Consider the following 25,862-nt stretch of genomic DNA (forward strand, 5'->3'; position numbering starts at 1 on the left):
AAAAGGAAAACACATGAACAAAACCTATTTGGCTTTATTGCTTGCCATAACTTTCGGACTAACTGCTTGTGGTGGTTCAAGTAGCGATGACACCTCAGTTGAAACGCCTGATGAAGTAACCGATGGTAGTGGGGAGTCAGATGGCGGAAGCAGTGACGGCGCAAACGAAGAAGCGGCTATCTACGGGCCCTACAGTACGGGAACTACATCTGAGCCTGTCGCGGTTTACTTTGACTTAGATACTCAAACGCAGCTTACGCTCACCGACGAAGAAGCAGCGACAGATACCACTTGGGATATTGGTTTTAAACGTACTAGTGTGTTTTTAAATACGCACCAAGAAACAGCCGTTAGCCTTTATTTCACTGGAAATAACAGCGACTTTTACGATGATACGGGCGCGCCAGTATCTGACATGTTCCTTAATGCTAGTGCTGACAGCGAACTAGACGACTACTTAGCTGTTACTCAAAGCGATATACCACAAGTTGACGCGTTCAGCACAGATACAGAAACTCAAGTGATCGGCGATACCTTTTACAACTACGACTTCACCACTCACGTAGTAACGCCAAATGAAGAGACCTATTACATTGTGTCTTCTGACAGTAACTATACAAAATTTCACGTTACCGATATTGTCACTGAAGGGCGAGGTATTGGCGAAATAACCCTTGGCGTTATGCATCAAAGCGTTCTTGACGGGCAAAGCACATTTGCTGAAGAAGTCGCCCTAACCGTTGATGCGGTAGGTTGTAGCGACGCCGTTTACGTTGATTTCGATTTGCAGCAAGTGGTTACACAAGCTGACGGTTGGGACTTATCTATTCCGTGCGCAGACGGCGCTGGGGAATTTACCCTTTCTATTGCTGAGGACGCTACCGTACTTCGCACCGACGCTGAAACTTACGATGGCATTGATACTGAAGCAGCGCAGTTCTATGGCTTTAGCGAAGAGACAGTTAGCGAGTACGCGATGAGTACGAACAACTGGTATTTCTACGACAGCACCAGCCACTTACTTTACTCACAGTTTGGGGTTTATTTAATTCAGGCAGGCGACACGACCTACAAGCTTCAAATTACCAGCTATTACGATGAAGAGGGAACATCAGGTGCCTATAGTTTCCGCGCTGACCCGGTAAGTGGAGAGTAAACCATGTCGCAACACGCTCTTTCACTTTCTTCGATAGCCGCAAAAGCTATTTCTGCGGTGATGGTAGGGTGGAGTTTGTTTGCCGTAGGGGCGTTTAGCGCCCCTTTAGATGAAACGCAAACTGCCTCACCTCGAATTGTTACCGCTGGTGGCAGTATCACCGAAATTGTTTTCGCTTTAGGACGAGGCGATTGGGTAATTGCGACTGACAGTACCAGTATGTACCCAAAAGAAGCGGCAAGTTTAACTAAGCTTGGGTACTTTCGTCAGCTTAGCACTGAAGGAGTATTGGCCCAACAGCCCACAATGCTGCTAGGAGCAGAGGCGACAGGCCCAAGTGTTGCGCTTGAACAAATAGCCCATGCTGGCGTAGAGGTTACTACCTTTAACGTAGATAAAAACTTAAGTGGCCTTAAGCGCCTAGTACTGGATATTGGCGAAAAACTATCGGCAAGTGATAAAGCCATTGCACTTGTTCATGATATTGAAAAGAACGTTAAGCAACAAAAGGCGCGGTACGCCGATAAAACCTTAGCGTTCAATACGCCAATTAAAGCGCTCTTTGTGGTGGCGAATAACGACAGAGGGATAACGGTAGCAGGTAAAAATACTGTGCCTCAAGCGCTTTTCGATACACTGGGTATCGTTAATATAGGTGCATTAGTAGAAGGTTACAAAGTGATGAGCGCTGAGTCTGTGCTGATGCAAAACCCTGATATTGTGATTGCTGCTGGGCACATGCTGCATGGGAAAAGCGCGAAGGATGCACTTTGTACGCACCATGCGTTGGCAGCCACCTTTGCTGGTATTCATTGCCTAGTTGAAGCCATGGATAGCAGTATAAGCCTAGGCCTATCGCCGCGCTTTCATGTAGCGCTTCAGCGTGTCGCAGAGCACGCAGAAAAAGCCATTGAAATTAAACAAACGCAAAATACTGCCAACAGTAGAACGAGTCTATAATGCAGTTATCTTCCGCAGCTAAGCGCAGTGATAACCTAGGCGATAACTTAAGTGATTATTCAAGTGTTCACCCAAGCTATCACCCAAGCGATTATTCATCTAAGCCTATAGTGCTTCAGCTTATTAATGCCCGCGAGCAGCGCAAACGTATTGGCATGGGCATACTGGTCTTATTGCTGTTGGTCTGCGCTTATGTGGGGTTAACCCGCGGCAGCTTACCAATTGATATTGAACAGCAACTTAGTTACTTCATTAGCGGCGGCAATACGGTAAAAAATACGGTAGAAAATACGGCAACAAACACCACCCATTGGTATGTGCTGTCTGAAATAAGGTTACCGAGGGTGATCATGACTATGCTGATTGGAGCACTGCTAGCCGTATCTGGCTGTGCCATGCAGGGGCTAGTGCGCAATCCGCTCGCTGACCCTGGCTTAATTGGTATTGCCGGTGGCGCAGCCGCCGCAGCCGCCCTTAGTATGTCTATTGTACCTCCGCTTCTCCCTGCACTTGAGTCTGTATGGGTAGCTATGTGGGCCTTTGGTGGTGCGCTACTTTCTGTTTGGACGGTGCTTCGGTTTTCAAATGGGCCGCAAGGTGTTTCAGTAGCAGCGCTTATTTTGGCAGGAGTTGCCATTAACGCATTAACCAGCACGGTAATAGGGGCTATCAGTTATGTAGCAAGCGATGATGCTCTTCGCCAAATAAGTTACTGGACTATGGGGAGTTTAGCCGGAGCAAGCTGGCCACTTTGTAGTTTAATCGCCTTAGCGAGCTTTATTGCTATTACAGGGTTAATGAAAAGCCGCAATGCCCTTAATTTACTGGCGCTTGGAGAAACAGAAGCGGCTTACATGGGACTGAATGTTACTCGTTATAAACAAAGAGTTTTATGGCTGGTTGCGTTTTCTGTGGCATTAGCAACGGCGCTGTGCGGCATTATCGGTTTTGTTGGTTTGGTGGTGCCTCATATGTGTAGGGCAATATTTGGCGTAAACCACAAGGTACTAATACCTGCCAGTGCGCTAACAGGGGCGCTATTGCTGATAATTGCCGATACACTAGCACGAACGCTATTTGTACCTATGGAAATACCTATTGGTATTGTTACATCGGCAGTAGGGGCGCCATTTTTCCTCTACTTACTGTGGCAGCAAAGACGCATATTTAGTGGTGGGGTGTAGCTAAAATGAAAATTGAAAGCCTAGCGCAAAGCGAAAATGGCAAACGGTTAAACACGGCGTTGCTTACACTGAAAGATGTTGTGATAGCAAGAGGTGAGAAACGCTTGATTGAGCCTTTGTCGCTGTCTTTCCATACCGGTGAGTTTACCGCTATCGCCGGTGAAAACGGATGTGGTAAATCTACGTTGTTAAGTATGCTTAGTGGTGTAGAAACGCCATCTAGTGGAACGCTAACCCTTGCTGGGCGAGACATCAGTTCGCTAAGCGCAAACCAGTTAGCAAAGCAGCGTGCAGTGATGGCGCAAAGTGCGTCAACGCCATTTGGATTTATCGCCGACGAGCTACTTCATTTAGCGCGGTATCAGCATATTGAATCGCTAGAACACAAGAGTCGTTTGATTAATCTTGTAGCCGAGCAGTTCGACATTACGCACTTACTTGCTCGAAATATTCAAACCTTGTCTGGCGGAGAAAGACAAAGGATATTTCTGGCTAAGGCCGTTCTTCAAATACTGCCAAGCGATCAGAATGAGAGGCTGGAAGGCAAGCTGTTGTTATTAGATGAGCCCACCTCAGCTTTAGATTTACGACATCAAAAACTGGTGATGCAGCAACTAGTAGCGCTGCGAGCAAAAGGGCTGTGTATCGTATGTGTAAGTCACGACCTTAATTTGATTTCGCCTTATTGCGACAGACTAATTTTACTGGGTGAAAAGCAGTGTTTAGCCGACGGCGCTCCAGCAGGGGTTCTTACTACCGATATGCTATCTCGGTGCTATCACACTCAACTAAACCTAATTAAAAACGAACAAAAACAGGTTTTCGTAACCCATTAATTTTTGCGAAAACAGAAAACAGAAAAACAAGAACGGAGTTAACTATGAGCATGCAATCTATTGCATTTCAGGCAAAACAGCTAAGCCGAACACATCATAGCGGTGTATTGGGCACGCATTCAACTTCAATGCCCGGCTACCCTTTTGGTTCGGTTGTACCTTATTATTTAACGCCCGCCGGAGATGCAGTTATCTATATTAGCGATATCGCACTTCATACGCGCAATATAAAAGCAAACGACAAGGTAAGCTTAACCATTTTTGATGCCGGTGAAGATGACTCTCAGGCGAACGGTCGCGTGACGATAATGGGGAGCGCTGAACTTGCTAACCAAGAAGAAGTGAAAGGGCAGTATCTTCGTTTATTTCCACAAGCTAAAAAATACGAGCAAACCCATGATTTCAACTTTTACGTTATTCGTATTGAACGAGCACGTTTTATTGGAGGGTTCGGGAAAATCCATTGGGTTGATAAAAACTATTGGCGCGTCGAAGCCCAAGATTGGCATAGCGCACCAGAGGGCATGATTACCCATATGAATGAAGACCATCAAGACGCGATGCAGCTTATCTTGCAGCACAAAGTAGGTGTAAACATTGAAGCGCCGATAATGCACAGCGTGTTTCCAGAAGGTATGCATTGCGGTACAGAAAAACAGACCTGGTTTATCCCTTTTGAGGTGCTATGCGTGTCTTCAACGGATGTAAGGAAAGCCTTAGTGAAACTGACTAATGACGCACGGAATGCGCTTAACGTACCCAAAGCGGTGTCGTAGCTGCTGTAGTTTTGACGATAGCTGGCTGCTCTAAATAATAGCTGGCTATAGTTGCTTCGTTTTCGTCATAGTGCGATGGTAGGTAGACCTTCGATAAAACGCTGAGCCGAGGAGTGTGAAAGATGACGGATATAAAACGTAGACAGTTTGTAACGAGTGCTAGCGCACTGGCTTCTTTTGCTGCATTACCTGCCAGTGCCAGCTCTCCAATTTCTTTACCTTCAGACTCTGCTAAGTCTTCGAGCATGAAAAATAGTATGCTTCCCCCCATACTTCATATGGTTTATTTTTGGCTCAACAATTCCGGCTCTAATGAAGATAGAGCGAAGTTGATAGCTGGCTTAGAGTCCTTAAAAGCTATTCCACAAATTCATTCTCTTCACATTGGCGTACCTGCAAATACTTTAAAGCGCGATGTTATAGATAATTCTTTTGATGTGTCTGAGCTCATGTTTTTTGAAAGTATCGAGGCGCAAAACGAATACCAATCTCATCCAATTCATAAACAGTTTGTTAAGCAGTGCTCGGGTTTATGGAGCAAAGTCGTAGTACGAGATTCTGTTTCGGTATAGGGCTCATTGACGGCTTAATTCAAAGCTGTCGCCTTCGGTGCGGCTTCAACCCAATAAAAAAGCATCACCCTAGGTTTATGCAGGGTGATGCTTTATTCTCAATTATTTGGGAAAGCCTTAAGTCGGCGTTAGAAGCATTTAAATAGTGTTTTCACACAAGCTTTTAAGTGCAGCATTAAAACGTATATTTAACGCCAACCTTAATTCTCCAGGTTGATTGCTCTTCATCGAAAGAATCGTAGTTTCGAGTATCAGTGCCTCCAGACGCTTCTTGGTAAACATATTGGCCTGCGTCGTTTACATCGTAATCAAACAAAATTTGCTGAGGGAAGCTCATTTCGTACACCTTGCCCCAGTCGTCATTGAGCAAGTTCGCAAAATTATCTATGTTTAGGTAAATGCGACCTTTATGGCCTTCAACAAACCCTGGGATCTCTTGAGAAATTGCTAAGTCCATAGTGGTAACCCAAGGCTGCGTGTTTGCGTATTTATCTACATAGCCTCCTGCGTAACCGGCCACGCCAGCTTGTTCTGCAATAGCCATAATTTCGTCGTAGCTTAGACCACTTTCAAAATCCACCGCTGCGTCGTTTGCACCAGATGGAATGTAAGGTAGATAGATATCTGAATCGTCAAAGGCGGTTTGATCGCCTAAGCCGCCGTCTTGGTATGAACCCAGTACCCACGAGAATGGTTGACCTGAGCGGCGCTCAAAGAATAAATTAATGTTAGTGTTATACCCTTCAAAGAATTGATGGGTATAGCCTAAGTTAACCAACAAGCGATGCTTAGTTTCATAGTAAGCGGTGCCTAACAGCGGGTCGTTACGATTTACGGTTACTTCATACTGATAGTTCGATTCGCCTGTAGAGCTTGTACCAGGATTAACTTCAGTAATATCTTGGTGAGTATAAGAAGCATTTAAGCTGAAGCCGTTATCCCATTGCTTAGCCAGTGCAGTGGTAAATAGGATGCTGCGGCCGCCATCATCAGAATTGGTAAGCTGAATGTCATAGTTATCAGCGTATTCAGTTCCATCGTAAACGTTATCCCAAATGATGCGACCGTCAACCGTACTATTGCCGCTGTCTATGCGAGACAAGTCTTCCCAATAGGCCGCATTTTTACGGTCAACATAGGTAAGCTCAGTGGTCCATGCAAAGTTATCGCCCACGTTTGGAATATCGAAGGTGTAGTCTGCCGCTATTTGATAGCGCCAGTCTGAAGGTAGCTCAAAATCAGGATCGATACTGTTCGTACTACCAGCACCTTGTACAAGTGCACTCTGGGCTTCAGTTGGAACTGATGTGAAGTCGACGGAGGCAGCGTCTAAATTTGAAAAGGTGATTGAATCGTTTGTGACGCCGTCAGAAGTATAAGCGTTAGATATCCACACCAATGGCATGCCGCCGTAGAAACGACCCACACCACCGCGAAGCGTGAGATTGTCGTTCAACGTCCAGTTGAAGCTCAGACGAGGTAAGATAATATCAAAACCATCTAGGTTTTCAGTATTGGCAAAGCCGTATGTATTGGCAAAATTATCGTTAAGCTGTGGCGAGTCTTCTACAGTAAGGTACTCGTACCGAAGACCACCAGTAACCATGAAGTCTTCAAACAATTCAAACGTCGCATCACCGTAAAGCGCGTAGACTGTACTCTCTACGTCGTATGCCAAGTCATCTACATTGTTAGTGTAAGCATTTGCGTATTCGAAGAAAGAAATGTCTTGATTAGCTAAACCTTCTACATCGTCGAAGTACCAAGTGCCTAATGAATCACGACCGTACAGGTTGTAATTCCAGGTGTTTTCAATTTCGCCACCAAACTTATATTCAACATCTCCCGCAAGGTATGTAGCGTGAGCCGCAAAGTTCCAAACTTCATTTGCAAGTACGTTTGCGTGTCGGTTTTCATCAACGCCTGCAATAACAGAGTAGCCGCTATCGGTGCCCGTTGCAGTATCTATATTGATTTCGCCCCAATTTGAAGCGGTAACAGAGGCTTGCTCAAATTCTTTGTAAGATACGCTTATCTCAGTTTGAAGATTATCGGTCCAATCTGAGTAAATATGGGTAGTGTAGTAAGTATTCTTTTGGGCGAGTGTCCAAGTATTAGAAGTGAGCAGCACCTGATCAGCGTCATCATTGTAATTTTGTGCAGCGGTATTTTCTTGGTAGCTGTAGGTAAAATCCGCGCGGTGATTATTGTTTATGTTCCAATCTAGCTTAACTAAGAACTTTTCATCTTCATCAGCATCGGGAGCGCCAGCAATAGAGTCCTCGAGTCCGTATGTCTCACTAAGAGCGGTAATCACACTTTCGGCGGCTGTGACTAAATCAGACGGATAAGCTGAAGCATTGAAGCCGGTATCTATTTCCTCTTCCCATTTCTCGTAAGATCCGAAGAAGAAAAGTTTATCTTTAATTAAAGGTCCGCCTAACGTAAACCCATAAGAAGATTCTTCGTTATCAATATCATAATCTGTGTTGTAAAGCTTTGTATCTTCGGCCGTACCTGAGAAAGGGACTTCTTCATAAAATGCAGTGCCATGAAATTCATTTGTACCTGACTTTGTCACCACGTTCACATTGCCGCCACCAAACTTACCGGCGCGGGCAGTAAAAGGAGTAAACTCGACAGATACCTGGCTAATAGCATCTAGTGAAACAGGCGGTCGAGACGTGGGGTAGCCATTTGATTGCAAACCAAAAGTGTCGTTAACACCTACACCATCTACGGTGAAGGTATTGTATTTAGGGTTTGAACCAGCAATGCTCAACTCTTCACCATCAGCGCTTACTACAGCCAGCGGGTTCGAGCGTACAATGTCTTTGATATCACGATTAAATGTAGGCATGTTGGAAATAGCGGACTCTCCGAATACCGAGTTCGAACCATTATTCGCAAAAAAATCTCGACTACCTGTAACCGTCACACGCTCAATACTAGACGCAGACTCTAGTACTGTATCTAGCTCGAAGGTGTCATTTAACTCTAAGTAGACATCTTCGATAATGCGTCCTTGGAATTTATCTGACTCAACAACAATCATATATGGGCCTCCAACGCGCAAACCACGCGCTGAAAACGCGCCATCTTCGTTAACCGTGACTTCTTTTACAGTACCTGAAGGCTGGTGGATAATAGTAATAGCGGTTCCTGCAGCAGGATTACCTAGTGGACCAACAATTGTACCGCGCATTGCGGAAGATTGACCGGTGGCTGCGACCGCTGTAGCGGTAACACCAATAGACAGTGCGACAGCCATCGCAATGCGACTAAGCGAATTTTTTTTAATCATGTGCTTCTCTTTGTTAATGAAAGTTAGGTTTTGTATTTTGTTGTTGATAACAATGCGCTAGGAGCTAATACATATTCAGTGGTGGTTAAGCGTCCCCGTTTCCACAGCCCGCAATTGTTCGTCTTTTATATTTCATTTGTATTTCATTAGTGTAAATTTGAATTTACGTAAGCTAATGATTTGTAAATCTATTTGAGTATTTTTTTGTCAAAATGGTCAAGGGTGTTTACGAAGCTTTACCTTCTTTGCAAAGCTTTACGGAAATCGAGGCTTTGGGTATGTAAACGTGACTTTAGCAGACAGCAGTTATTAAAAAACTAGATAAAAAATCGTACTGTTACTGGCGAAGGTACTTATATTATTAAGCGCAAAATTTAAACGGCCTTTACACTTTTCTTATGGTGAGAGAGGGCTTGATTTACTATGATCTATCTGCAAATTAAACACTTATTATTGATCTTGTAACCCCCTTTCTTATCTAGGTGACCAGTGACCTCTCGAAACGATTTATCAAGGAAAAAGTAATGCGGCACCTTGCTTGTTTATGCATTTTTTCTGCGTTATTAACTTCATTATCTGCATTCGCCCACCATGGAAGTAGCGGACAATTTGATACCAATGCCACGGTGGAGTTTGGCGGTAACATCACTAGAGTTCGGCTTGTTAATCCGCATGCTTACGTTTACTTTGATTCAATTGATGAAACCGGCGAGGTTACGAATAAACGATGCGAATTACAGTCTGGCTCTTTGCTGAAACGAAGAGGCTGGACAAAAGCGCTTTTTAAAACGGGTAGCTTCATTTCTATTAAAGGCTCACCAGACAGAACCGATCCTACTACCTGTTACATGAAAGAAATTACGTTTGAAAATGGCGTTGTTGCATCGCGAAATAGCGAGTTTGATGAAAAAGGGAATGTACTTGTATCAAGTGAAGGTGCTTTAGAAGACGGGTCTTCCAAAGACTATCACACCGAAGAGCATGAAGAAGATACCCATCATGACGAGGATGGCCACCATGACGAGGACGGCTATCATGATGAGGACGGCCATCATGACGAGGATGACAATGTTGACACCACCTCTCCAGAGCAGACCGTAGAATTGAGCTCGCGTGAGCGCCTTCGCGAAGACGGCTCACTAAATATTGCCGGAAACTGGGCTATGGTTCGTGCGGGTGGTGGCCCACCAGGCAGAGGTGGAAGTAGAGCTTTATTAACACCTGCTGGGGAAAAAGCCGTTGAAGGCGCGACGTCAGCTGATAACCCGCGATACCAGTGTAAGCCGACTAACATTATTATGGACTGGTGGTTCGATATGATGGTCAATCATATTGAGCAAACAGATGTACGAATTACGTTGACTTACGGCTTCATGAACTTGAAGCGTACGATTTATCTAGATGGCACTACGATGCCCGCTAATTACCAGCCTAATCGTGCAGGTTTTTCGACAGGTAAATGGGAAGGTGATGAATTAGTTGTGAAAACCACGGGGTTTGATGAAGGTTGGATCATGGCTCCACTGGGAAGTAATCCAGGCGGCCCACCGCCCGGGCAAGAAGGAGAGAGACAAAAGCGACCACCTCGCCCAGACGGTGAACAAGGTATGCCTAAAGCAAGGACAAGAGGGCCAGAGGGAAGACCAGGCCCACCTTCTCCAGCTAAAAACAGTAAACAAATGACGATTGTAGAGCGCTTTACGTTAAGTGAAGATGGCACTGTTTTGACCCGAAAATATACGATAACAGACCCACTGTATTTAGTGTCACCAATGGAAGGGCAGGACAAAGTAACCTTCACCAACGACAAGTACATTGATTATGAATGTGAAGATCTTACTGCTGAAAGGGGGTCTGACAGTTTAGGTGGGGTAGGTGTAACGCGAGCCATCAACAATGAAATTGAATCAAGTGACACTGCAAAAGGTTTTCTGTATTCGCTGGAAGATTCAAAGATTGGAACAACCATATCTAGTACTCAATGGGGCTATCCCATTGTGTTGTCGCTACACGCCATAGGTATGGCGATTATGGTGGGCGTTTCACTGATGTTGTGTGCTCGCGTTATAGGGTTTGCTTCAACCATACCTCTTTCGTTCTTTGCTCCCTATTGGTCGATAAGCCTGATAGGCTTCGTGGTTAACCTTTTATCTGGAACAGCTTTGTTCTTCGGCAACGCCTCTGAACTTTATTTCAATATGGCTTTTCGAATTAAAATTGTAATGGTCATTTCGGGTCTAACCTTTACTAAGTTGATGGTCGAAAAAGCGATGCACTCACCAAACGAATACGATAAAGGCCATAAAACACTGGCTGTCATTACTCTGCTATGTTGGGTGACTGCTATTATTGCTGGCCGTTTGATTGGCTACACGGGTTAGGGGCGTAAAAATGAATACTTTTCTATCCAAGGTAATCGATACATTACAATCGAGCCCGCTAAACCATTTTGTTATGGATAACGCTGTAGTATTTCCAGTGTTAGAAATGGCGCATTTTTTAGGTTTAAGCCTACTTTTTGGGGCTCTGCTCATAGTAGATTTAAGGCTTGTAGGTGTTGCTAAAAAAATTCCGTTAAACCATGTTGAATCATTTCTTCGCTTTGCCCTTATTGGGTTTGCTATCAATGCGATAACCGGCGTTTTATTTGTAATTGGCGACCCCAGTCGATACTTAGTTAACATCGCATTCGGCCTCAAGATGCTAGTTATTGGGCTTGCCGGAGTTAACACACTTTACTTTGTAAAAAGGGTAAAACCGCAACTACATAATGCTCACGAATCACAAGCAGCGAGCGCAGAAGCAGCGATAGTAGCTTGGTTATCCATAGCACTGTGGGTGTGCGTTATTATATTGGGGCGTTTCATCCCCTATCTAGAAACGCCTTAAACACGACTCATTCGCCGTCCATTTTTTATCGTAGCTTTACAAAGCGGATTAAGCTAAACAGCTACGTACGAGTTTGGCATTTCGAGCGTTGCCCCGCAAACCAGGGTAACGCCCTCTCTATGATAATCCGCGTATCTCAACGCGCTAACCGCCAATTTTACTAAGCACGTGTAAAAACTACGGGAGAAAGCGGTGGCTATGTGAAGCTCAGTAAGAATAACCCTCACTTTACAGGGGGTTGGCAACTTTTACTATTGGCACTTGAGTTGCACACCTAACGGACTCTATTTGAGTCGTCGCTAATATCGCGATGCAACCCTCTTTTTTATTCAACCCTTCGCGTTGGAGCGCTAATAAAATGTCTGATAATTCAATAGGTCCAGGTGTAGTAAAAACACAAGATGGATATCGTTTTTCCGTATGGGCGCCTAATGCACAAAGCGTCTCACTTACCGGAGATTTTAATGATTGGAATCGACCGGGTATCAGTATGCAGAGACAAGATAATGGTGTGTGGTGGTGTGAAACAAGTGATGCTAAATGTGACCATGAATACAAGTATGAAGTGACTAATGCTAAAGGTGATTGCGTTGTAAAAAACGACCCCAGGGCACGACTGATGACCAATAGCGTAGGTAACAGCGTTGTTTATGACGATGCTTTCAGTTGGGAGGTAGAAGACTTCAAACCCGCCCCTATTCATCAACGGATTATCTACGAGCTTCATATCGGCACATTTCACCGCAAAAACGGCGAGCAAGGTACATTCGATACAGCCATAGAGAAGCTTGATTACTTGGCTTCGCTAGGCGTAAACATGATAGAGCTTATGCCTGTAAACGAATTTGCTGGCGATATAAGTTGGGGGTATAACCCAGCATGCCCGTTTGCCGTTGAAGAAGCTTATGGTGGGCCAGATGGCCTAAAACGCTTTATCGATGCAGCGCACAAACAAGGCATGGGCGTCATAATGGATGTGGTGTATAACCATTTTGGCCCTAGTGACTTAGATATTTGGCAATTTGATGGCTGGAGCGAGAACGACAAGGGGGGAATTTATTTCTACAACGATGAGCGTTCCGCTACCCCATGGGGTGACACGCGTCCTGATTATGGCCGTCAAGAAGTACGGGATTATATTACCGACAATGCCTTAATGTGGCTTCAGGAGTTCAAGGCAGATGGCTTGCGAATGGATATGGTGCCTTTCATGCGTACCGTCTCTGGTGCAGACTCGGGAGAAGATGATATCCCAGAAGCTTATGAATTAATTAAGGGAATTAATAGGCGTATTCAACAAGAGTGCCGAGAAAAAATGACAATTGCTGAAGACCTACATCAGCACGATTACATTTCTGACCTCTTGGACGATGGCGGTTGTGGTTACACGGCGCAATGGGACGCTGCATTTGTACACCCAGTGCGTGAAGTGCTTACTCAATCTAATGATGAAAACGTCAATCTTGGTGTTCTCGTTAACGCTTTGACCAAAGAGTACAGCGGCAGCCCCTTTGCTAGAGTGGTTTATACCGAATCTCACGATGAAGTGGCTAATGGAAAGGCTCGCTTAGTTGAAGAAATTGCGCCTAGAAATGTAGATGGCGATTACTTTGCACGTCAAAAGGGGATTTTAGCCGCGACGCTGGTACTTACAAGCGCTGGCATCCCTATGTTGTTTCAAGGGCAAGAATTTAAAGAGTCTGGTTGGTTTGACGACGTAAAAGACCTAGATTGGTCACGAAGCGATAGTTTTGATGAATACCTAGAGGCGGTGACGGCGTTGATCCAATTACGCAAAGGCGAGGACAAGGCAACCTCTGGGCTAACAGGCGCCAATACAGAGGTTGTCCATCAAGACGATAAAAACAAAGTCTTAGGCTATCGCCGATTCAACGGCATCGAAAATGAATCGGTGTGGGTATACCTTCATTTAGGTGTCGAAGACATAGATGATTATCAGGTATCAGGGTTGCCAGCTGACCCCCATTGTTTATTTGCATGGTCAGACGGATTGCTCACGCAGGAAATTCATCTGGACGGTGGAAGAATAAAGCTTCCTTCTTTTGGTATTCTAATTCTTACCGAGCGGAGTAATTTAGATTAATTCTTACAACAGGCAAATAGTCACCATTGCACAAGGGATACGGGCTTTCGCTTAGCGAGCACGTGAAGGCAATAACAAAAGGCCTATGGGTTATATACGATGAAGTATAAAGTGAGCCTTTAGGCCTTATTGTTGCTATCACTCGCTAAAGAAAGTTATACATTAACGATTTCGTTATTTCACTAGCGGCCGATATATCATTTAGATTCAAGGAGCCTTATCCAGTGGTTAAAAACATTTAGGTTTTCCAGAATAATCTTAACGCACATCAATATGGGGACCGCTAGTAAAACGCCCACTACGCCCCATAACCAGCCTGTAATGGCTATCCAAATTATAATAATCAGCGGGTTAAGCTGCATACTGCGCCCCAATACGGCTGGGGTAATCAACTGAGACTCAATAATATTCAAAACCAAAAAGACACCGGCTGGCAGAAATGCGCTGCTGGTAAGTCCAAACTGAACAACCCCTACCACTAGCAACACTATGCTACTTGCAATACCACCCAGGTAGGGAACAAAGTTCATCAAGGCAACGAGTGCTCCCCACAGAAGCGCATCTTCAATATTTAAATAGTAGAACGCACCCGCTGTAGCCAGTCCTAAACATGTGTTTATGATACTGATTGTAACTATGTAGGCTGAAAGCTCTCGTTGAATTTGATCGACTAATACCAATGCTCGCCTTTTATCTGTAACAACTGGAAAATCTCTGATGAAAACGTGAAACAGATTAGGACCAAAAACCAATAAGAAAAAGATCAACACAACGCATGCCATGACTTGTGCCAATAAGAATGGTGCGTTGCTAAACAAGGTTATCCCCATATCAATACCGCTCTGCTTGAGCTTGTCGGTTACCGAGTTTGAGGTATCTGGCTGACCAACGGGCAGCGTTGGGGAATCATCGTTGCCAAACCAGTCAAAAATAGATGGCTCCTTTTCCACAGCGTCAGTTGCTGGCGGGGTAGTATAGGCATCAATACTACTGCTAATTTCTTCTATTTCTTCATTAATTTCGGCGGCTATTTTGGGTAAAGAGTGCATCCAACGCTCGGCGGGTTCAGCAAGCTCTACAGTGAGCAAAGTGAAAGGGGTTATTAGTAGAACAATTAATGCCCCTGCCGAAATAGCCCGCGGTACAAATACTTTTCTTGCGATGGCCACAAGTGGGCTCAACAATAAGGCTATAAAGGCTGAAAAGAACAACGGGATGAGTAACGATTTTGCCAAATACATAGTGTAGATAAAGGCGAATATTACTAGGGTATTCAGCAGCTTAGTTTGCTTGGCTATTTTAGGGTATGCGCCAGTTAAATTCTTTTTTTGTTTTTCAATAGTAGAGCCAGCGTTATCCATGTCTTAGCCTTGGGTGAGAAGCGAAATATGCGCGATTATTCGTAAACGTAATGGATTATGAATACAAATATTACGAGAATTTCATATTTAAAGTTCAGTGCTTAGTATTATGAAACGAAAGAACAAACTTCAACAGATAATGTTTTAAGGAAATAGCGAAGAACTAATTACCTTTTAAATATCCATAGTCGCAATCCTTAGCTTTCTTATCCCTCTCGGTAATTTTTGTGTGATCTGTATAGACAAGTAAAGCACTATTAAAAGCATACATGGATTATTGTCTTATGGAGAGGGCTAATGCCTCGTATTACTCGTCGTCATTTTCTTCAAATAGCGGGTTCGGGTTTACTCGCTGCCCACAGCCCTTTTTTACTCGCTCAGCCTGCTAAAAAGAAACTAGGCGTAGCTTTGCTTGGTTTGGGCAACTACAGCACCAATTTATTAGCACCTGCACTACAGCACACCGAACATTGCGAGTTGCGAGGCATCATCACGGGTAGCGAGGAAAAAATTCCTAAGTGGCAAAGAAAGTACGGCATTAAAGACGCCAACGTATATACATACGGCTCTATGGCTGAAATAGCCAATAACGACGATATCGACGTTATCTATGTCGTAACCCCTACGGGTACGCACAAAGACTTTGCTGTGCAAGCTGCAAATACCGGAAAGCATGTGTGGTGCGAAAAACCCATGGCTATGGATAGCGATGAGTGCCAGGCTATCATTGATGCCTGTAATAGAAATAATGTCACGTTATCTATTGGATATCGCATGCAGCACGAACCCAACACACGCACTTTTCGTCAATACCTTGAGACTAAACCCTATGGAGATATAACTGCGGTATCGAGCTTTGCGGGTTATGCCGGGCAGGGTAGGGCGGCAGACAACTGGCGAATGCAAAAGCATATGGGAGGCGGAGCCCTTTATGACATGGGCGTTTATGCAATAAACAGCGCGCGCTTTCTAACGGGGCGAGAGCCTTTGTCTGTAACTGGTAGCCATCCTCCTCAACGTTTCCCAAACAAGTTTACTGAAGTTGATGAAACTACCTTATTCACCATGGACTTTGGCGACGGGCTGGTGGCAGATTGCGGCACTAGCGTAGTAAAAGGGTTTAATCATTTCAAAGCTAATTGTGAAGACGGTTGGTATCAGCTAAAACCAATGCAGAGCTACAACGGTGTAACGGGGACAACGTCCAATGGGCAAACACTGTCACCTATTGACGGTATGCAGCAAACACTTCAAATGGATAATGACGCTTTAGCCATAATAGCTGGGCGACAGCCAATGGTACCCGGTAGTGAAGGGCTTGCTGATATCAAAATCGTGAACGCGATATTTGAAGCAGCAAAAACTGGTCAAACGGTTAGGCTGTAAGGTTTTATCAATAAGCTCAATAGGGGCAAAAGCAAAGCATTAATAATTCGTTGTTCATGTAATGCTAGGTTTGGCGTTCGTTTTGCCTTGAATGTACGAGGTTTCAAGATACGAAGCTTTCCCCTTGAGTCATATAACGTCTAGACAGTCGATTAACGAGTTTAGCTTTTTCGCATTAGTTAATTCGCTAAACCATGGGGATATCTCTGCCCCGCGCATTAAACCTAATATGGCCCCTAAAACAAAACCACGATGTACGTTATCACCGCCCACATTAGTGTTTGCTATAAGCGCTCTTTTCGGATTATCTGCATAGCGGTATGCAAAATATAATACGGCGGGCCAGGCGTCTGAGATATAACATGCCGGCGAATACATACGCCCAACAACTTCAATATCGCTTTTGTTCTTTGCCGTAAGCTTAGCCAAGTTCAGCCCTGCTGACTTACTCGCAATTTCTTCTAAAATATTTTTGGGGGATTCATCTTGGCGCTGAACCAATTTGTAAATCAGCTCAACATAGTAATCGCACAACGATGCTAACGACTCATCGGGATGAGTTAAATACAAGTGCTCACGACATAGGTGTTTGATGTCGTTAAGTGCAGTGTTCTTAGCTGCTTCCACTACCGCTAAAGGTGTTACTGACACAAAAGCCCCTATAGAAGCCGTATCATGGGTAACTGCTCCACATTTTTCTGCTGGAATGCCCTGATCAAGATTCGCGAAAAAACCTCTGTGATAAGACTCGGCATAAGTGTCAGGGTGTTGGGGCTCATCAGCGCGCATAAAGCTAATGTATTGGTTTAAAAACTCAATCGTGTCATAACCTTTAAGGGCGCAGGTCAGTACAATTCGGGCGCAGTGGGCATTAAGCGTATTTTCACCCGCTTTCATTCCATGATGGTAATGAACATTATCTTTACCCCAGTACTGTCTTTTCCCTTTAAGAATGACCTCACCCACTATTTCTTTTTGGCTAGCTGATGCTTTGTTTGCGCGGCCACCTTTCTGTGTAGAGTGTAGCGACATTATTGAAGAAGGGTGAAAAGACGGCGCATCCTCAAACTGCTCTATTCCTAACGGAAACGCTTTGTAGATATCAGCAGGGTTGTAAAACCAGTGCACCGGCATAGCGAGTGCATCGCCAACAAATGCGTTTTTAAGTGCTGCTCTTGCGCGCTGGTTAATTAATGAAGCCATATGTTATCTCGCCTGCCAAATAAGCTATTTAGGTGGTATTACGTGTATTAATTCCTTTTTCACTACGCAAAAACGGCCAGGAATGATCGCTTTTAATGTTCGTCAAACAACGACTTGTTGCGGATATATTTTCGCATGTAGTGGTAGGTTATAGGTCGCAACAACCAACTTTGAAGCGACATAAAAAAGCGCTTATGCGTAGGTGTGTTTTCATATATTTTGTCGTCGTGCAGCCAAAGCATTTTACCCACGTGCCAAAAGTAAAAAGGAAAGGGCGGCATAAAGGTGATTACGTCTAAGTCGCAACAAATACGGTAGGTCCTGTGGTGTAGCGTGTAGTGTTTATACCACGAGCGCGTGCCCACCGCCGGTTGGCCGAAAGTCACCACTCTTTTTACCGACTTAGGGTATCGCCTTTGGAAATAATCGGCCATGAGCACAGCAACCGCTCCGCCTGATGAATGACCGATAAATGAAAAGCGTTTACCTTGGGCACGAAGAGGCTCTAGTACTTTGACGAGTAACTCTCTAAGAGGTAAGGCGTCCTCTGAGGTTTTTGTACTTGAATACATTGGTTGTGCAAGTAGCCTCGCAAAGCCCCAGTGAACAAAAAAGCTTCTGTTCAACTGGCGCAATCTATAGGGTATGAAAAACAAGTTGGCGAACCAATCTTTAAAACCTAACGAACCACGAAAAACGATGATGACTTCTTTTTTGTTTTCAACCCACAATATCCTTACGCTCATTCGGCCGTATTTGTCGACAAGTTGGCGTTCATGAAATGGGTCTAATATTTTTTTGTATTGCGCGTCGGCGTCGGGGTAGGCGAGTTGACAGAGGATGGCATATCGTTCGTATTGATAGCGTTTCAATTTCTTCATGAAAACTCATATCGGAGCAATGTGCATTTTGAATTAATGCTTTTGACGGCACTTTCAGAGAACCTTATACGCTATAGGATATTTATTTCAAAGATATGACGGTGACCAATTTTTTGGGGAAATTAAGGATAAAAAGGCTTTATGTAGTGGGGGAATACCAGTAATCACAAAGCCTAAAATCCGTTTTTGCTTTCTATGCTTATTCTGCAATCTCAGCAGCAACAACAGAAATTTCTACAAGAAGCGCCTCGCGTGCCATATCGGCTGTAACGCAAGCTCGCGCTGGGGCGTAACCCTCTGGGACCCAGTTATCCCATACCTCATTCATCTTCGCAAAATCATCCATGGTTTTAAGATAAATGGTCGCTGAAAGCATATGCTTTCTATCGCTTCCCGCTTGAACAAGTAAGCTATCCACTTTATCAAGCATGGTTTGAGTTTGGTGGGTGATATCTTGCGTAGCATCTGCACATACTTGCCCGCATAAGTAGATAACGCCATTGTGCTTCACAATGCGACTCATGCGCTGCTTGGTTTCTATTCGTTCAATGTTCATGAATTAGAGCCTTTCAGGAAGTGGGAAGAGTTTGTGTTGAGCGACTTTAATTGGTTTGCGGGGTTACTTCAATTGTTAGTGTGTTACGAAAAAAGGCGACGCTGCACTTTTCCAATAAATTAAGGAAGGAAAGTGTAGTTTCATTGAGAGCCACTACTTTTGACAGCTATTTTGCTTTTAACGTTCTAATAATCAAACTGCCGAGTTGCCTCGTATTAAAAGGGTTACCGTTGCCATTTAAAATACTCAGATTGAGCTGCTTTGCCACTTCCCGAAGGATAGGCTTTGCAGGCGTTATGTGTTCAGCTCCTTTGTAGACTTCGATAGTACCGTTTTCAAGCTCTTTAATTGTGTAAGGTGCTTTGTATACTGTATTAACAGTAGATACATCTTTCTTTATTTTATTGGTATTAAGTAGTCTAGAGAGCGATATGATTAACTTTCCACTATTTCCGCTAGATTCACGCATAAACGTTTTTGCTACATCTGTTTCTTCGTTTAGCAATGTTTCTATTTGCATTTCTTCAGTATTAACCTTTAGCACAATCACACGGTCTACGAATTGTAATGTGTTAGGGTTAAACGCTATGTGACCACTGGCGCCCATCATAGCTGTGGTTTTTACTGATACCCTCTCACCAGCTGCGCTAACAACATCATAACCTTGTTGATTTACTTCACTCGCCATTTGTCCATTAGTGATTAAAGCCGCGTACAATTCACCAATTCTTCCTATGAGGTGACGCAACTCTGTAGGTGGAACACCCCATGTGATTTCCCTTTCAAACCACGACATTGCTTCGCCTAGTGACTGAATGATTTGCATTTGTGTCAGGGCCATTTTAACTCCTGTTATGGTCTCTAATTATTTTGTATTTAATTCAATAATGAACGGTTGAAAATTTGGGCAAGACAAAAGCAACTCCTGTAATAAACTAATTGAACGAACAAATTTATTAAGCTGCTCTGTAGACTCATGTAATTCAGAGAAAAATGCATCCATGCGCATCAACACTGCGAAAGGGTGGTAAAGGTTAATTTCGACATTTTTTGAAGCGCTTAGACTATCAATAACTTTCCATTTTTGTTTCAGCATAGCGGTTATTTTCAGTTTAAAAAATTTTGTCCCCTTTTTTCGCTTTTAGCTCTCATATATATGTAAGACAACTGTTAAATAGAGCTAATTTGGGGAAAACTTTTAATGAACAAAATTACTCGCTTTATTGGTGTTTCAGTCTTCGTTCCTTTTTTAGCGTTCGGCGAGATTGAGACAGATTTCAAACCTGTTTATAAATTAAGAAACGACTTACAGTGCTGGCCAACTGAACCTGCTCAAGGGCTCAACTCTGGTAATTGCAATAGCAAATCCTCATTTCAGGTATCACCTCCTTCTGTTTATGTAGAAAGCTATTCCGAATTAGTAGGCGGAAATAGTCATTCACTCATTACTTACTGGGCTTACTACGGTAATCAAAATGGTTGTACTACTTTTGACAGTGGTCACTCAGATGATTGGGAGCCAGTAACGGTGCACACTGTAAATGGCTCTATAAAGCACGTCACTTACTGGCAGCACAATGGTAGATACACCAAACCTGTATCAGAAATCGAAACCGATGGTAGTCACCCAGTGGTTTATGTAGGAAAGTACTCTCACGGTAATTATCACGACCAGCGTAGTAGGGCATCTTTCGACAGTTGGGCATTTGGAACGGGAAACTACTGCTACTATTGGAAAGATCCCAGAGGGCCGGGTCAAACATGGGCTCCGGGAGTTCAAGAACTTTCTGGTATTGGACAAAATAGTGTTTTCCCTGGTTCTACAAACCCAATTAACAGGGATCTTAGACCGCATGAAAGAACGGTGTGCAGAACTGACGGAGGGAGGGTTTTAGCTGGAATAATTGACGGAACAGAAAATACTTGTGACCGAAACCCTTCTTATTTAAAAGGTGAAAACATGTTGCTCAAAGATATGTTTTATCTAGATATCTATTAATTTTCAGTGAGGTGAGTTTTCTCACCTCACTTCATTTAGTATTTGAGGCGTACAGCTAGATTTTAAATGAGGTTACGTGGCTTCTGAAATCTTAGTGTCACACAAAAGGTATATGCTAATTTCACGGAATTTCGGTAAATTAACTAACAATGAAACCAGCGGCAGATTTACATTGGGATGAGTTAGAAAATAACGACGTGAAAAACTTACTTATGTCGCTTAAGGCATTCATCCGAAGTTTAACGGTCGATAAAAGCCAAGCTGAAGATATCTTCCAAGAGACAGTGTTAAGGACGAAGAGAAGCAAGCAACTATCGGAATTAGACTCTCCACTTGCCTATATGATCACGGTATCTAAAACAGTCTTATACGATTTTCAGAAAAAAAGTGTTCCGCAGTACGTCGATATTGAAGAAGTAAGTATTCAATCTGACGATTATTCGCCAAGTAATACTTATCTTAATCAACAGAAACTGGCGCTGGTAGACAATATACTCCTGAACATGTCACCTATCAGAAGAGAAATTTTTCTGCTTCGAAGAGTAGAAGGCTTGCCGCGAGATGACATCGCTAGAAGGTTAGGTGTAAGTGTTGAAGTGGTCAAAAAACACTTAACAAGAGCGATGGTCGAAATCACTGTGAAACTTGAAGAAGCTGGATGGCTAGAGGACAACTAAATATGAAATTCTACCTCTTGGTTTTACTCTGCAGGGTTAACGGCGTAATAAGATGACATCAATAGTTTTAGAGGAAGCAGCAGACTGGTTTGATCGTATTGATGAATTAAGCGAAAAAGAGCAGAGTGATTTCGCGAACTGGCTTGCTATAGAAGAAAACAAGGCTGCTTTTCGCAAGATAGCTACCGCAATGGGGCAGCCCGAGCTCGCTGCACGGTCAATCGCTCTCTCAACAAAAATCACAACGAATATCACGCCACTACCTCAAAATGGTCTAACTGAAAATAAAAATGCAGAGGGTAAGGTGGAACGTAGTCGCATAGCTACTTATTGGTCAATTGCTTCGGCGGCCTGTATTGCATGTGCTGTCGTGTTTTTCACTTCGGGTAATGTCGATTTAACGGCGAACTCTGAGGAACGACTGTCTGCCCTTGCTGATTATGAAACCAGTACTTTTAACGTTATTTCAACTTCTATAACAGAAGAAAAGTCTAACGTACTAGATGATGGTTCAATTGTTTATCAGGGTGGTGATAGTCAAATAAGCGTAGCGTTTAGTGCTGAAAAGAGGGAGGTTAAACTTACCAAAGGTCAGGCATATTTTGACGTGACGCATGCGCCACAAAGACCGTTTATTGTTGATTTAGATGAAGCAACAATTACAGTTGTAGGGACTGCTTTCGACATTGATAGGCTAGAAGGTCAGACTATCGTAAAAGTTTACGACGGTACGGTAAGAATTAGCGCCGACCGCGAAATTCTCTTAAATAGAGGTCAAGAAATAACGCTCGAAAACGGCGTTATTATATCAAGCTCGGTGTTCACGCCACAGCAGCTTCCAAGTTGGAGGATGGGGTGGTTAAGTATTGAAGACACACCTATAAACGAGGTGATAGCAAGATTGAACCGTTATTCGTCAAGCCCCCTCAGATATATCGGCGATCCAGATGTGGTTATCTCAGGGCGGTTTAGTTTACGTGATATTAGTGAGTCTCTAAACTTATTATCTTCAATGCAAGAATTCTCGGTCGAACGAACGAGTTCGGATTACATAGTGAGACAAATAAAGTAGCCACTCACCATGCTTAAACACGTCTCGTGTAGATGTAGAGTAGTATTTGTTTTGTCACTATTGGTCAGTGACATGAGCTCTTTCACTTATGCATCTACCGTTGACCGTGAGAGACTAGAAAGTATAAAGCTGACTTCAACATCACTGAGTCAAAGCTTAGCGCTAATTGCAGAAAAGTTCGGTGTTGGTTATATCGCATCGCCCTCCCTGATTAAAGAAGTAATGTCGCCTGCTATTTCTGGCAGATATACGCTTGAAACCGCGATACTAAAAGTGCTAGATGGAACAGGATTAACTTATAGCATTACGAGTAGTGGGGTTGTCATCCGAAAGCCTGAAAGTAAAATCGACGAAACCGTTATAGAAGAAATAAACGTTAACGGAATTCGGGGCTCTCTAAACCTGTCTAGACAAGAAAAGCGCAACGAGAAACAGGTCGCAGATGTTATCGTCGCTCAGGACATTTCAAGATACCCAGACAGAAATCTTGCAGAATCGATGCAACGAATTCCAGGAATGAGCATAACGAGGGAAGCAGGTGAGGGACGGCAGGTGGTGCTTCGAGGTCTAGACCCCGATTTTACCTTGGTTACGATTAATGGAATGCCTGTACTTTCAAACAATGACTCTCCCATGGATAGCAGGACACAAAGAGATAGAGATCGTTCTTTTGACCTCAACTTGTTTACATCAGAACTTTTTAGCCAAATTAAAGTTTTTAAAAGCTACTCTGCTGAGCAACCAACCGGCGGCGTGGCTGGTATTGCAGCACTAACCACAGCGAAACCTTTCGATTCACCGGGTCTTCAATGGAACGTTTCTCATCAAGTCGATACAAACCAATATGCTGAGGGTCTTTCAAACCGTTCTTCATTTACTTTGTCTTCAACCAATCAGCATTGGGGCATGTTGGTTTCTGCAGCCTACGGACAAAGGTCGTATCAAGAGCAAGGTGCAAATACCTTTAGATGGAGGCGACTTGCTCCCGAAGGAGCAAATGTCTCTGCTTTAGAGCCTGAACTAATCAAAGCTTGGCAGAATCAGGACATTAGGGTTCCCAGAGGTAATCGTTATTCTGTGTGGAGAGGAGACATGGACCGCCTGGGAGTTGGGGCGACTGTAGAGTATCAAACTGAACCAAGTCATTTAGCAATCGACTGGATCTACGGCCGACTTGATAGCCAACGACAAGAGAATCATCTCTACCCACGGGGTTTTCAGTCTACGCCAATTATCGTGGGAAAAACTTTATTAATTGATGCTGAGGTTAACTCAAGGAACGAACTCGTTTACGCGAACTATCGAGATGCTCGAGTTGGCACAGAAAGCCGCCATCAGGATGTATCAACGCAGTTTCAGCAAACCGTGGTAAATTTTGAGCATAGGTTGTCGAGTAATCTTTTATTTGGCGGTGTGCTAGGCGTGCAAAACGCTACTTATAGAATGCCTCAGAGTATTCGAGCTTACATGAGAGGAGAAAGTGATGTTTCTATCGACTACAGAGACGATTATTACTTCCCTAACATAAAATATAGCGCTGAATTGACTCATCCAAATATGTGGCAAATGAACGAACTCGACTCTGAGCAGTTTATTTCTACGTCTGATTTTACTTACGTGAAAGGCCAAGTACAGGTTAATACAAGCCACCGAAGTAGTTGGGAGCTGGGTTTTGACTTCGTGCAGTTTGAAAATACGGCCAAATACACGGATGTTCAAAACATCCTAAAAGAACGCTGGTTATCTACACAAGAGTCAGTACCTCAAAGTGCAGCCTATGTTTTTGATAGTCATCAGCATTTGGATTGGTTAGCGCTTAGACCAGAGCAGGTATTTTCTTTTTACAGCAAACCTTCTTCGGTGGATTCACTATTACTGTCTTATGCTCCAGATAGAGTTATTGACAACCTGATAAAAGAAAAAAGAACGTCTTTCTTTACTCAATACTCTGTCGAAGGACGTGATTGGACATTTGATGCGGGACTACGAGCAGAGCGTGATACGTCTTCTATTTCGGTGTTTCAGTCTAGTCTTAGAAATCGATATGACTTAAGCAATATTGCTTTTCTCCCCTCAATACAATTTAACTACCGAAGAGGTGAGCAAGTAGTGAAAGTCGGAATTAGCAGAACGTTAGGCCACCAAGAATTAGATACATTGACCCAAAATATTCAGCTTATCGAAGACGAAAATGTATTCATTCTTCCCAATGACAGGCTTAAGCCTATAAGTGCTTACAATCTCGATCTAAGCTTCGAAACCTATCCGGGAGAAACCGATAGATATTCGGTTAATGTATTTGGTAAATGGATAAAAAACAGTTTAGCTTCCACGAGTCAACGCTTGCTCTTGAGTGACGTAGCTAGCGATTATCCTGAATTATTCTCCAGTGATTTTGAAAGTGTCTACATAGATGTTGTAACGCCGACGAACCAAGGCACTTATTTTTTATATGGCGTAGAAGGAAGTGCGCAATTAGAGTGGCCCTTGGGTGACTATATGTCGCGCCTTAACGTATTTCACTTTGGGATAGTGGCAAATGCCAGTTATACGTTTGGAAATGTTCAGTACTACAACACTAATACTGGTGACCGCCTGGATAAAAAGACTGCGCCTTATCTTTCTCCGCTATTGGCTAACCTTACCGCCTATCTTGAGGGATATGCTTTGAGCCTTAGGCTCTCAGCCACCTATCGCGATGAGTATATTGCAAGAGTAGATGGAGGAACCTTAGTTGATGAAAATGAGACAGGATTTTTATCAACGTTATACATGGATGCGGTAGTAGCTTATCAAATATCGGACAGTGTAGAGCTAAGGGTTGAAGCAACTAATCTCACTGATGAGCGAGAAATTCAGTACTCCGATTCTTCTTATCGACCATACAATACTACAGTAAGTGGTCGTAATTATTCCCTTGCCATTTCTTATCGTTATTAAAAGCTC

The 25,862-nt window shown here is 43.6% G+C and carries 21 protein-coding genes; 14 read left to right on the forward strand and 7 right to left on the reverse strand.

Annotated features, from left to right (window positions below; genetic code table 11):
- Positions 1-13: 13 nt before the first annotated feature.
- The 5 genes from D1814_RS11645 to D1814_RS11665 are packed head-to-tail and all read left to right on the forward strand — an operon-like array spanning position 14 to position 4,912.
- Complete coding sequence (locus D1814_RS11645) at positions 14-1,156, forward strand: HmuY family protein (RefSeq protein ID WP_118492414.1); 1,143 nt, start codon at positions 14-16, stop codon at positions 1,154-1,156.
- A gap of 3 nt (positions 1,157-1,159) precedes the next feature.
- Positions 1,160-2,116: a heme/hemin ABC transporter substrate-binding protein gene (locus tag D1814_RS11650; protein ID WP_118492416.1), complete on the forward strand. Its 957-nt coding sequence runs from the start codon at positions 1,160-1,162 to the stop codon at positions 2,114-2,116.
- Positions 2,116-3,300, forward strand: coding sequence for a FecCD family ABC transporter permease (locus D1814_RS11655; protein ID WP_118492418.1), 1,185 nt, complete (start codon positions 2,116-2,118; stop codon positions 3,298-3,300). Before D1814_RS11650 ends, D1814_RS11655 begins: the two co-directional genes overlap by 1 nt.
- A 5-nt stretch (positions 3,301-3,305) precedes the next feature.
- Entirely contained in the window at positions 3,306-4,136 is an 831-nt protein-coding gene (locus tag D1814_RS11660; protein WP_118492420.1) for an ABC transporter ATP-binding protein, read from the forward strand.
- Between the two features lie 44 nt (positions 4,137-4,180).
- Entirely contained in the window at positions 4,181-4,912 is a 732-nt protein-coding gene (locus D1814_RS11665) for a HugZ family pyridoxamine 5'-phosphate oxidase (protein WP_118492423.1), read from the forward strand.
- Here the strand turns inward: D1814_RS11665 and D1814_RS19610 are convergent.
- Positions 4,887-5,159, reverse strand: coding sequence for a hypothetical protein (locus tag D1814_RS19610; protein WP_232369040.1), 273 nt, complete (start codon positions 5,157-5,159; stop codon positions 4,887-4,889). The two genes, D1814_RS11665 and D1814_RS19610, sit on opposite strands and share 26 nt — an antisense overlap.
- Between D1814_RS19610 and D1814_RS11670 the strand changes: the two genes are divergently transcribed.
- Complete coding sequence (locus D1814_RS11670; RefSeq protein WP_232369030.1) at positions 5,122-5,484, forward strand: Dabb family protein; 363 nt, start codon at positions 5,122-5,124, stop codon at positions 5,482-5,484. The genes D1814_RS19610 and D1814_RS11670 overlap by 38 nt on opposite strands.
- Positions 5,485-5,659: 175 nt before the next feature.
- On the opposite strand, the gene D1814_RS11675 is transcribed toward D1814_RS11670, so the two are convergent.
- The gene (locus tag D1814_RS11675) at positions 5,660-8,788 is read right to left on the reverse strand and encodes a TonB-dependent receptor (RefSeq protein WP_118492427.1); all 3,129 of its coding nucleotides are present in this window, start codon (positions 8,786-8,788) and stop codon (positions 5,660-5,662) included.
- A gap of 524 nt (positions 8,789-9,312) precedes the next feature.
- Here D1814_RS11675 and D1814_RS11680 point away from each other — a divergent pair.
- From D1814_RS11680 to D1814_RS11690, 3 genes are all read left to right on the forward strand, one after another.
- Positions 9,313-11,169 carry a DUF6152 family protein gene (locus D1814_RS11680; RefSeq protein ID WP_183037598.1) on the forward strand — a complete coding sequence of 619 codons (1,857 nt, stop codon included), beginning with the start codon at positions 9,313-9,315 and terminating at the stop codon, positions 11,167-11,169.
- Positions 11,170-11,179: 10 nt separating this feature from the next.
- Positions 11,180-11,677 (forward strand): DUF6644 family protein, encoded by a 498-nt coding sequence (locus tag D1814_RS11685; protein WP_118492429.1) that lies wholly within the window; start codon positions 11,180-11,182, stop codon positions 11,675-11,677.
- A gap of 358 nt (positions 11,678-12,035) precedes the next feature.
- Positions 12,036-13,781 (forward strand): alpha-amylase family glycosyl hydrolase, encoded by a 1,746-nt coding sequence (locus tag D1814_RS11690; protein ID WP_118492431.1) that lies wholly within the window; start codon positions 12,036-12,038, stop codon positions 13,779-13,781.
- Positions 13,782-13,978: 197 nt separating this feature from the next.
- Here the strand turns inward: D1814_RS11690 and D1814_RS11695 are convergent, their stop codons facing one another.
- Positions 13,979-15,142, reverse strand: coding sequence for an AI-2E family transporter (locus D1814_RS11695; protein WP_118492434.1), 1,164 nt, complete (start codon positions 15,140-15,142; stop codon positions 13,979-13,981).
- A gap of 297 nt (positions 15,143-15,439) precedes the next feature.
- Between D1814_RS11695 and D1814_RS11700 the strand changes: the two genes are divergently transcribed.
- Positions 15,440-16,528 (forward strand): Gfo/Idh/MocA family protein, encoded by a 1,089-nt coding sequence (locus D1814_RS11700; protein WP_118492436.1) that lies wholly within the window; start codon positions 15,440-15,442, stop codon positions 16,526-16,528.
- A 129-nt stretch (positions 16,529-16,657) separates the two neighbouring features.
- Here D1814_RS11700 and D1814_RS11705 read toward each other — a convergent pair whose 3' ends face one another.
- From D1814_RS11705 to D1814_RS11720, 4 genes are all read right to left on the reverse strand, one after another.
- The gene (locus D1814_RS11705) at positions 16,658-17,731 is read right to left on the reverse strand and encodes an ADP-ribosylglycohydrolase family protein (RefSeq protein ID WP_118492438.1); all 1,074 of its coding nucleotides are present in this window, start codon (positions 17,729-17,731) and stop codon (positions 16,658-16,660) included.
- A gap of 92 nt (positions 17,732-17,823) precedes the next feature.
- The gene (locus D1814_RS11710) at positions 17,824-18,612 is read right to left on the reverse strand and encodes a lipase family protein (protein ID WP_118492440.1); all 789 of its coding nucleotides are present in this window, start codon (positions 18,610-18,612) and stop codon (positions 17,824-17,826) included.
- A gap of 199 nt (positions 18,613-18,811) precedes the next feature.
- Positions 18,812-19,168 carry a RidA family protein gene (locus tag D1814_RS11715; RefSeq protein ID WP_118492442.1) on the reverse strand — a complete coding sequence of 119 codons (357 nt, stop codon included), beginning with the start codon at positions 19,166-19,168 and terminating at the stop codon, positions 18,812-18,814.
- A gap of 166 nt (positions 19,169-19,334) precedes the next feature.
- Positions 19,335-20,009 (reverse strand): DUF6998 domain-containing protein, encoded by a 675-nt coding sequence (locus D1814_RS11720; protein ID WP_118492444.1) that lies wholly within the window; start codon positions 20,007-20,009, stop codon positions 19,335-19,337.
- A gap of 360 nt (positions 20,010-20,369) precedes the next feature.
- On the opposite strand from D1814_RS11720, the gene D1814_RS11730 reads away from it, so the two are divergent.
- The 4 genes from D1814_RS11730 to D1814_RS11745 all read left to right on the forward strand — a co-directional run bounded on the left by D1814_RS11730 (position 20,370) and on the right by D1814_RS11745 (position 25,856).
- Positions 20,370-21,167 carry a hypothetical protein gene (locus D1814_RS11730; RefSeq protein ID WP_118492448.1) on the forward strand — a complete coding sequence of 266 codons (798 nt, stop codon included), beginning with the start codon at positions 20,370-20,372 and terminating at the stop codon, positions 21,165-21,167.
- Between the two features lie 149 nt (positions 21,168-21,316).
- Positions 21,317-21,844, forward strand: a complete 528-nt coding sequence (locus D1814_RS11735) for an RNA polymerase sigma factor (RefSeq protein WP_118492450.1) — start codon at positions 21,317-21,319, stop codon at positions 21,842-21,844.
- A 52-nt stretch (positions 21,845-21,896) separates the two neighbouring features.
- Positions 21,897-22,916: a FecR family protein gene (locus D1814_RS11740; RefSeq protein ID WP_118492452.1), complete on the forward strand. Its 1,020-nt coding sequence runs from the start codon at positions 21,897-21,899 to the stop codon at positions 22,914-22,916.
- A gap of 72 nt (positions 22,917-22,988) precedes the next feature.
- A complete protein-coding gene (locus D1814_RS11745; protein ID WP_162889832.1) occupies positions 22,989-25,856 on the forward strand; it encodes a TonB-dependent receptor in 2,868 nt (955 codons plus the stop codon).
- The last annotated feature ends 6 nt before the right edge of the window (positions 25,857-25,862 follow it).

The organism is Alteromonas sp. BL110, from assembly GCF_003443615.1.
Taxonomy (GTDB): Bacteria; Pseudomonadota; Gammaproteobacteria; order Enterobacterales; family Alteromonadaceae; genus Alteromonas.

Bases quoted from the DNA above. Each gene is read 5' to 3' on its own strand.
- D1814_RS11695 (WP_118492434.1), bottom strand. From the start codon at position 15,142: ATGGATAACGCTGGCTCTACTATTGAAAAACAAAAAAAGAATTTAACT.
- D1814_RS11655 (WP_118492418.1), top strand. From the start codon at position 2,116: ATGCAGTTATCTTCCGCAGCTAAGCGCAGTGATAACCTAGGCGATAAC.
- D1814_RS11675 (WP_118492427.1), bottom strand. From the start codon at position 8,788: ATGATTAAAAAAAATTCGCTTAGTCGCATTGCGATGGCTGTCGCACTG.
- D1814_RS11730 (WP_118492448.1), top strand. From the start codon at position 20,370: ATGAACAAAATTACTCGCTTTATTGGTGTTTCAGTCTTCGTTCCTTTT.
- D1814_RS11710 (WP_118492440.1), bottom strand. From the start codon at position 18,612: ATGAAGAAATTGAAACGCTATCAATACGAACGATATGCCATCCTCTGT.
- D1814_RS11680 (WP_183037598.1), top strand. From the start codon at position 9,313: ATGCGGCACCTTGCTTGTTTATGCATTTTTTCTGCGTTATTAACTTCA.
- D1814_RS11705 (WP_118492438.1), bottom strand. From the start codon at position 17,731: ATGGCTTCATTAATTAACCAGCGCGCAAGAGCAGCACTTAAAAACGCA.
- D1814_RS11715 (WP_118492442.1), bottom strand. From the start codon at position 19,168: ATGAACATTGAACGAATAGAAACCAAGCAGCGCATGAGTCGCATTGTG.
- D1814_RS11720 (WP_118492444.1), bottom strand. From the start codon at position 20,009: ATGGCCCTGACACAAATGCAAATCATTCAGTCACTAGGCGAAGCAATG.
- D1814_RS11700 (WP_118492436.1), top strand. From the start codon at position 15,440: ATGCCTCGTATTACTCGTCGTCATTTTCTTCAAATAGCGGGTTCGGGT.
- D1814_RS11645 (WP_118492414.1), top strand. From the start codon at position 14: ATGAACAAAACCTATTTGGCTTTATTGCTTGCCATAACTTTCGGACTA.
- D1814_RS11740 (WP_118492452.1), top strand. From the start codon at position 21,897: ATGACATCAATAGTTTTAGAGGAAGCAGCAGACTGGTTTGATCGTATT.
- D1814_RS11650 (WP_118492416.1), top strand. From the start codon at position 1,160: ATGTCGCAACACGCTCTTTCACTTTCTTCGATAGCCGCAAAAGCTATT.
- D1814_RS11745 (WP_162889832.1), top strand. From the start codon at position 22,989: ATGAGCTCTTTCACTTATGCATCTACCGTTGACCGTGAGAGACTAGAA.
- D1814_RS11690 (WP_118492431.1), top strand. From the start codon at position 12,036: ATGTCTGATAATTCAATAGGTCCAGGTGTAGTAAAAACACAAGATGGA.
- D1814_RS11735 (WP_118492450.1), top strand. From the start codon at position 21,317: ATGAAACCAGCGGCAGATTTACATTGGGATGAGTTAGAAAATAACGAC.
- D1814_RS11665 (WP_118492423.1), top strand. From the start codon at position 4,181: ATGAGCATGCAATCTATTGCATTTCAGGCAAAACAGCTAAGCCGAACA.
- D1814_RS11685 (WP_118492429.1), top strand. From the start codon at position 11,180: ATGAATACTTTTCTATCCAAGGTAATCGATACATTACAATCGAGCCCG.
- D1814_RS19610 (WP_232369040.1), bottom strand. From the start codon at position 5,159: ATGCTCGAAGACTTAGCAGAGTCTGAAGGTAAAGAAATTGGAGAGCTG.
- D1814_RS11660 (WP_118492420.1), top strand. From the start codon at position 3,306: ATGAAAATTGAAAGCCTAGCGCAAAGCGAAAATGGCAAACGGTTAAAC.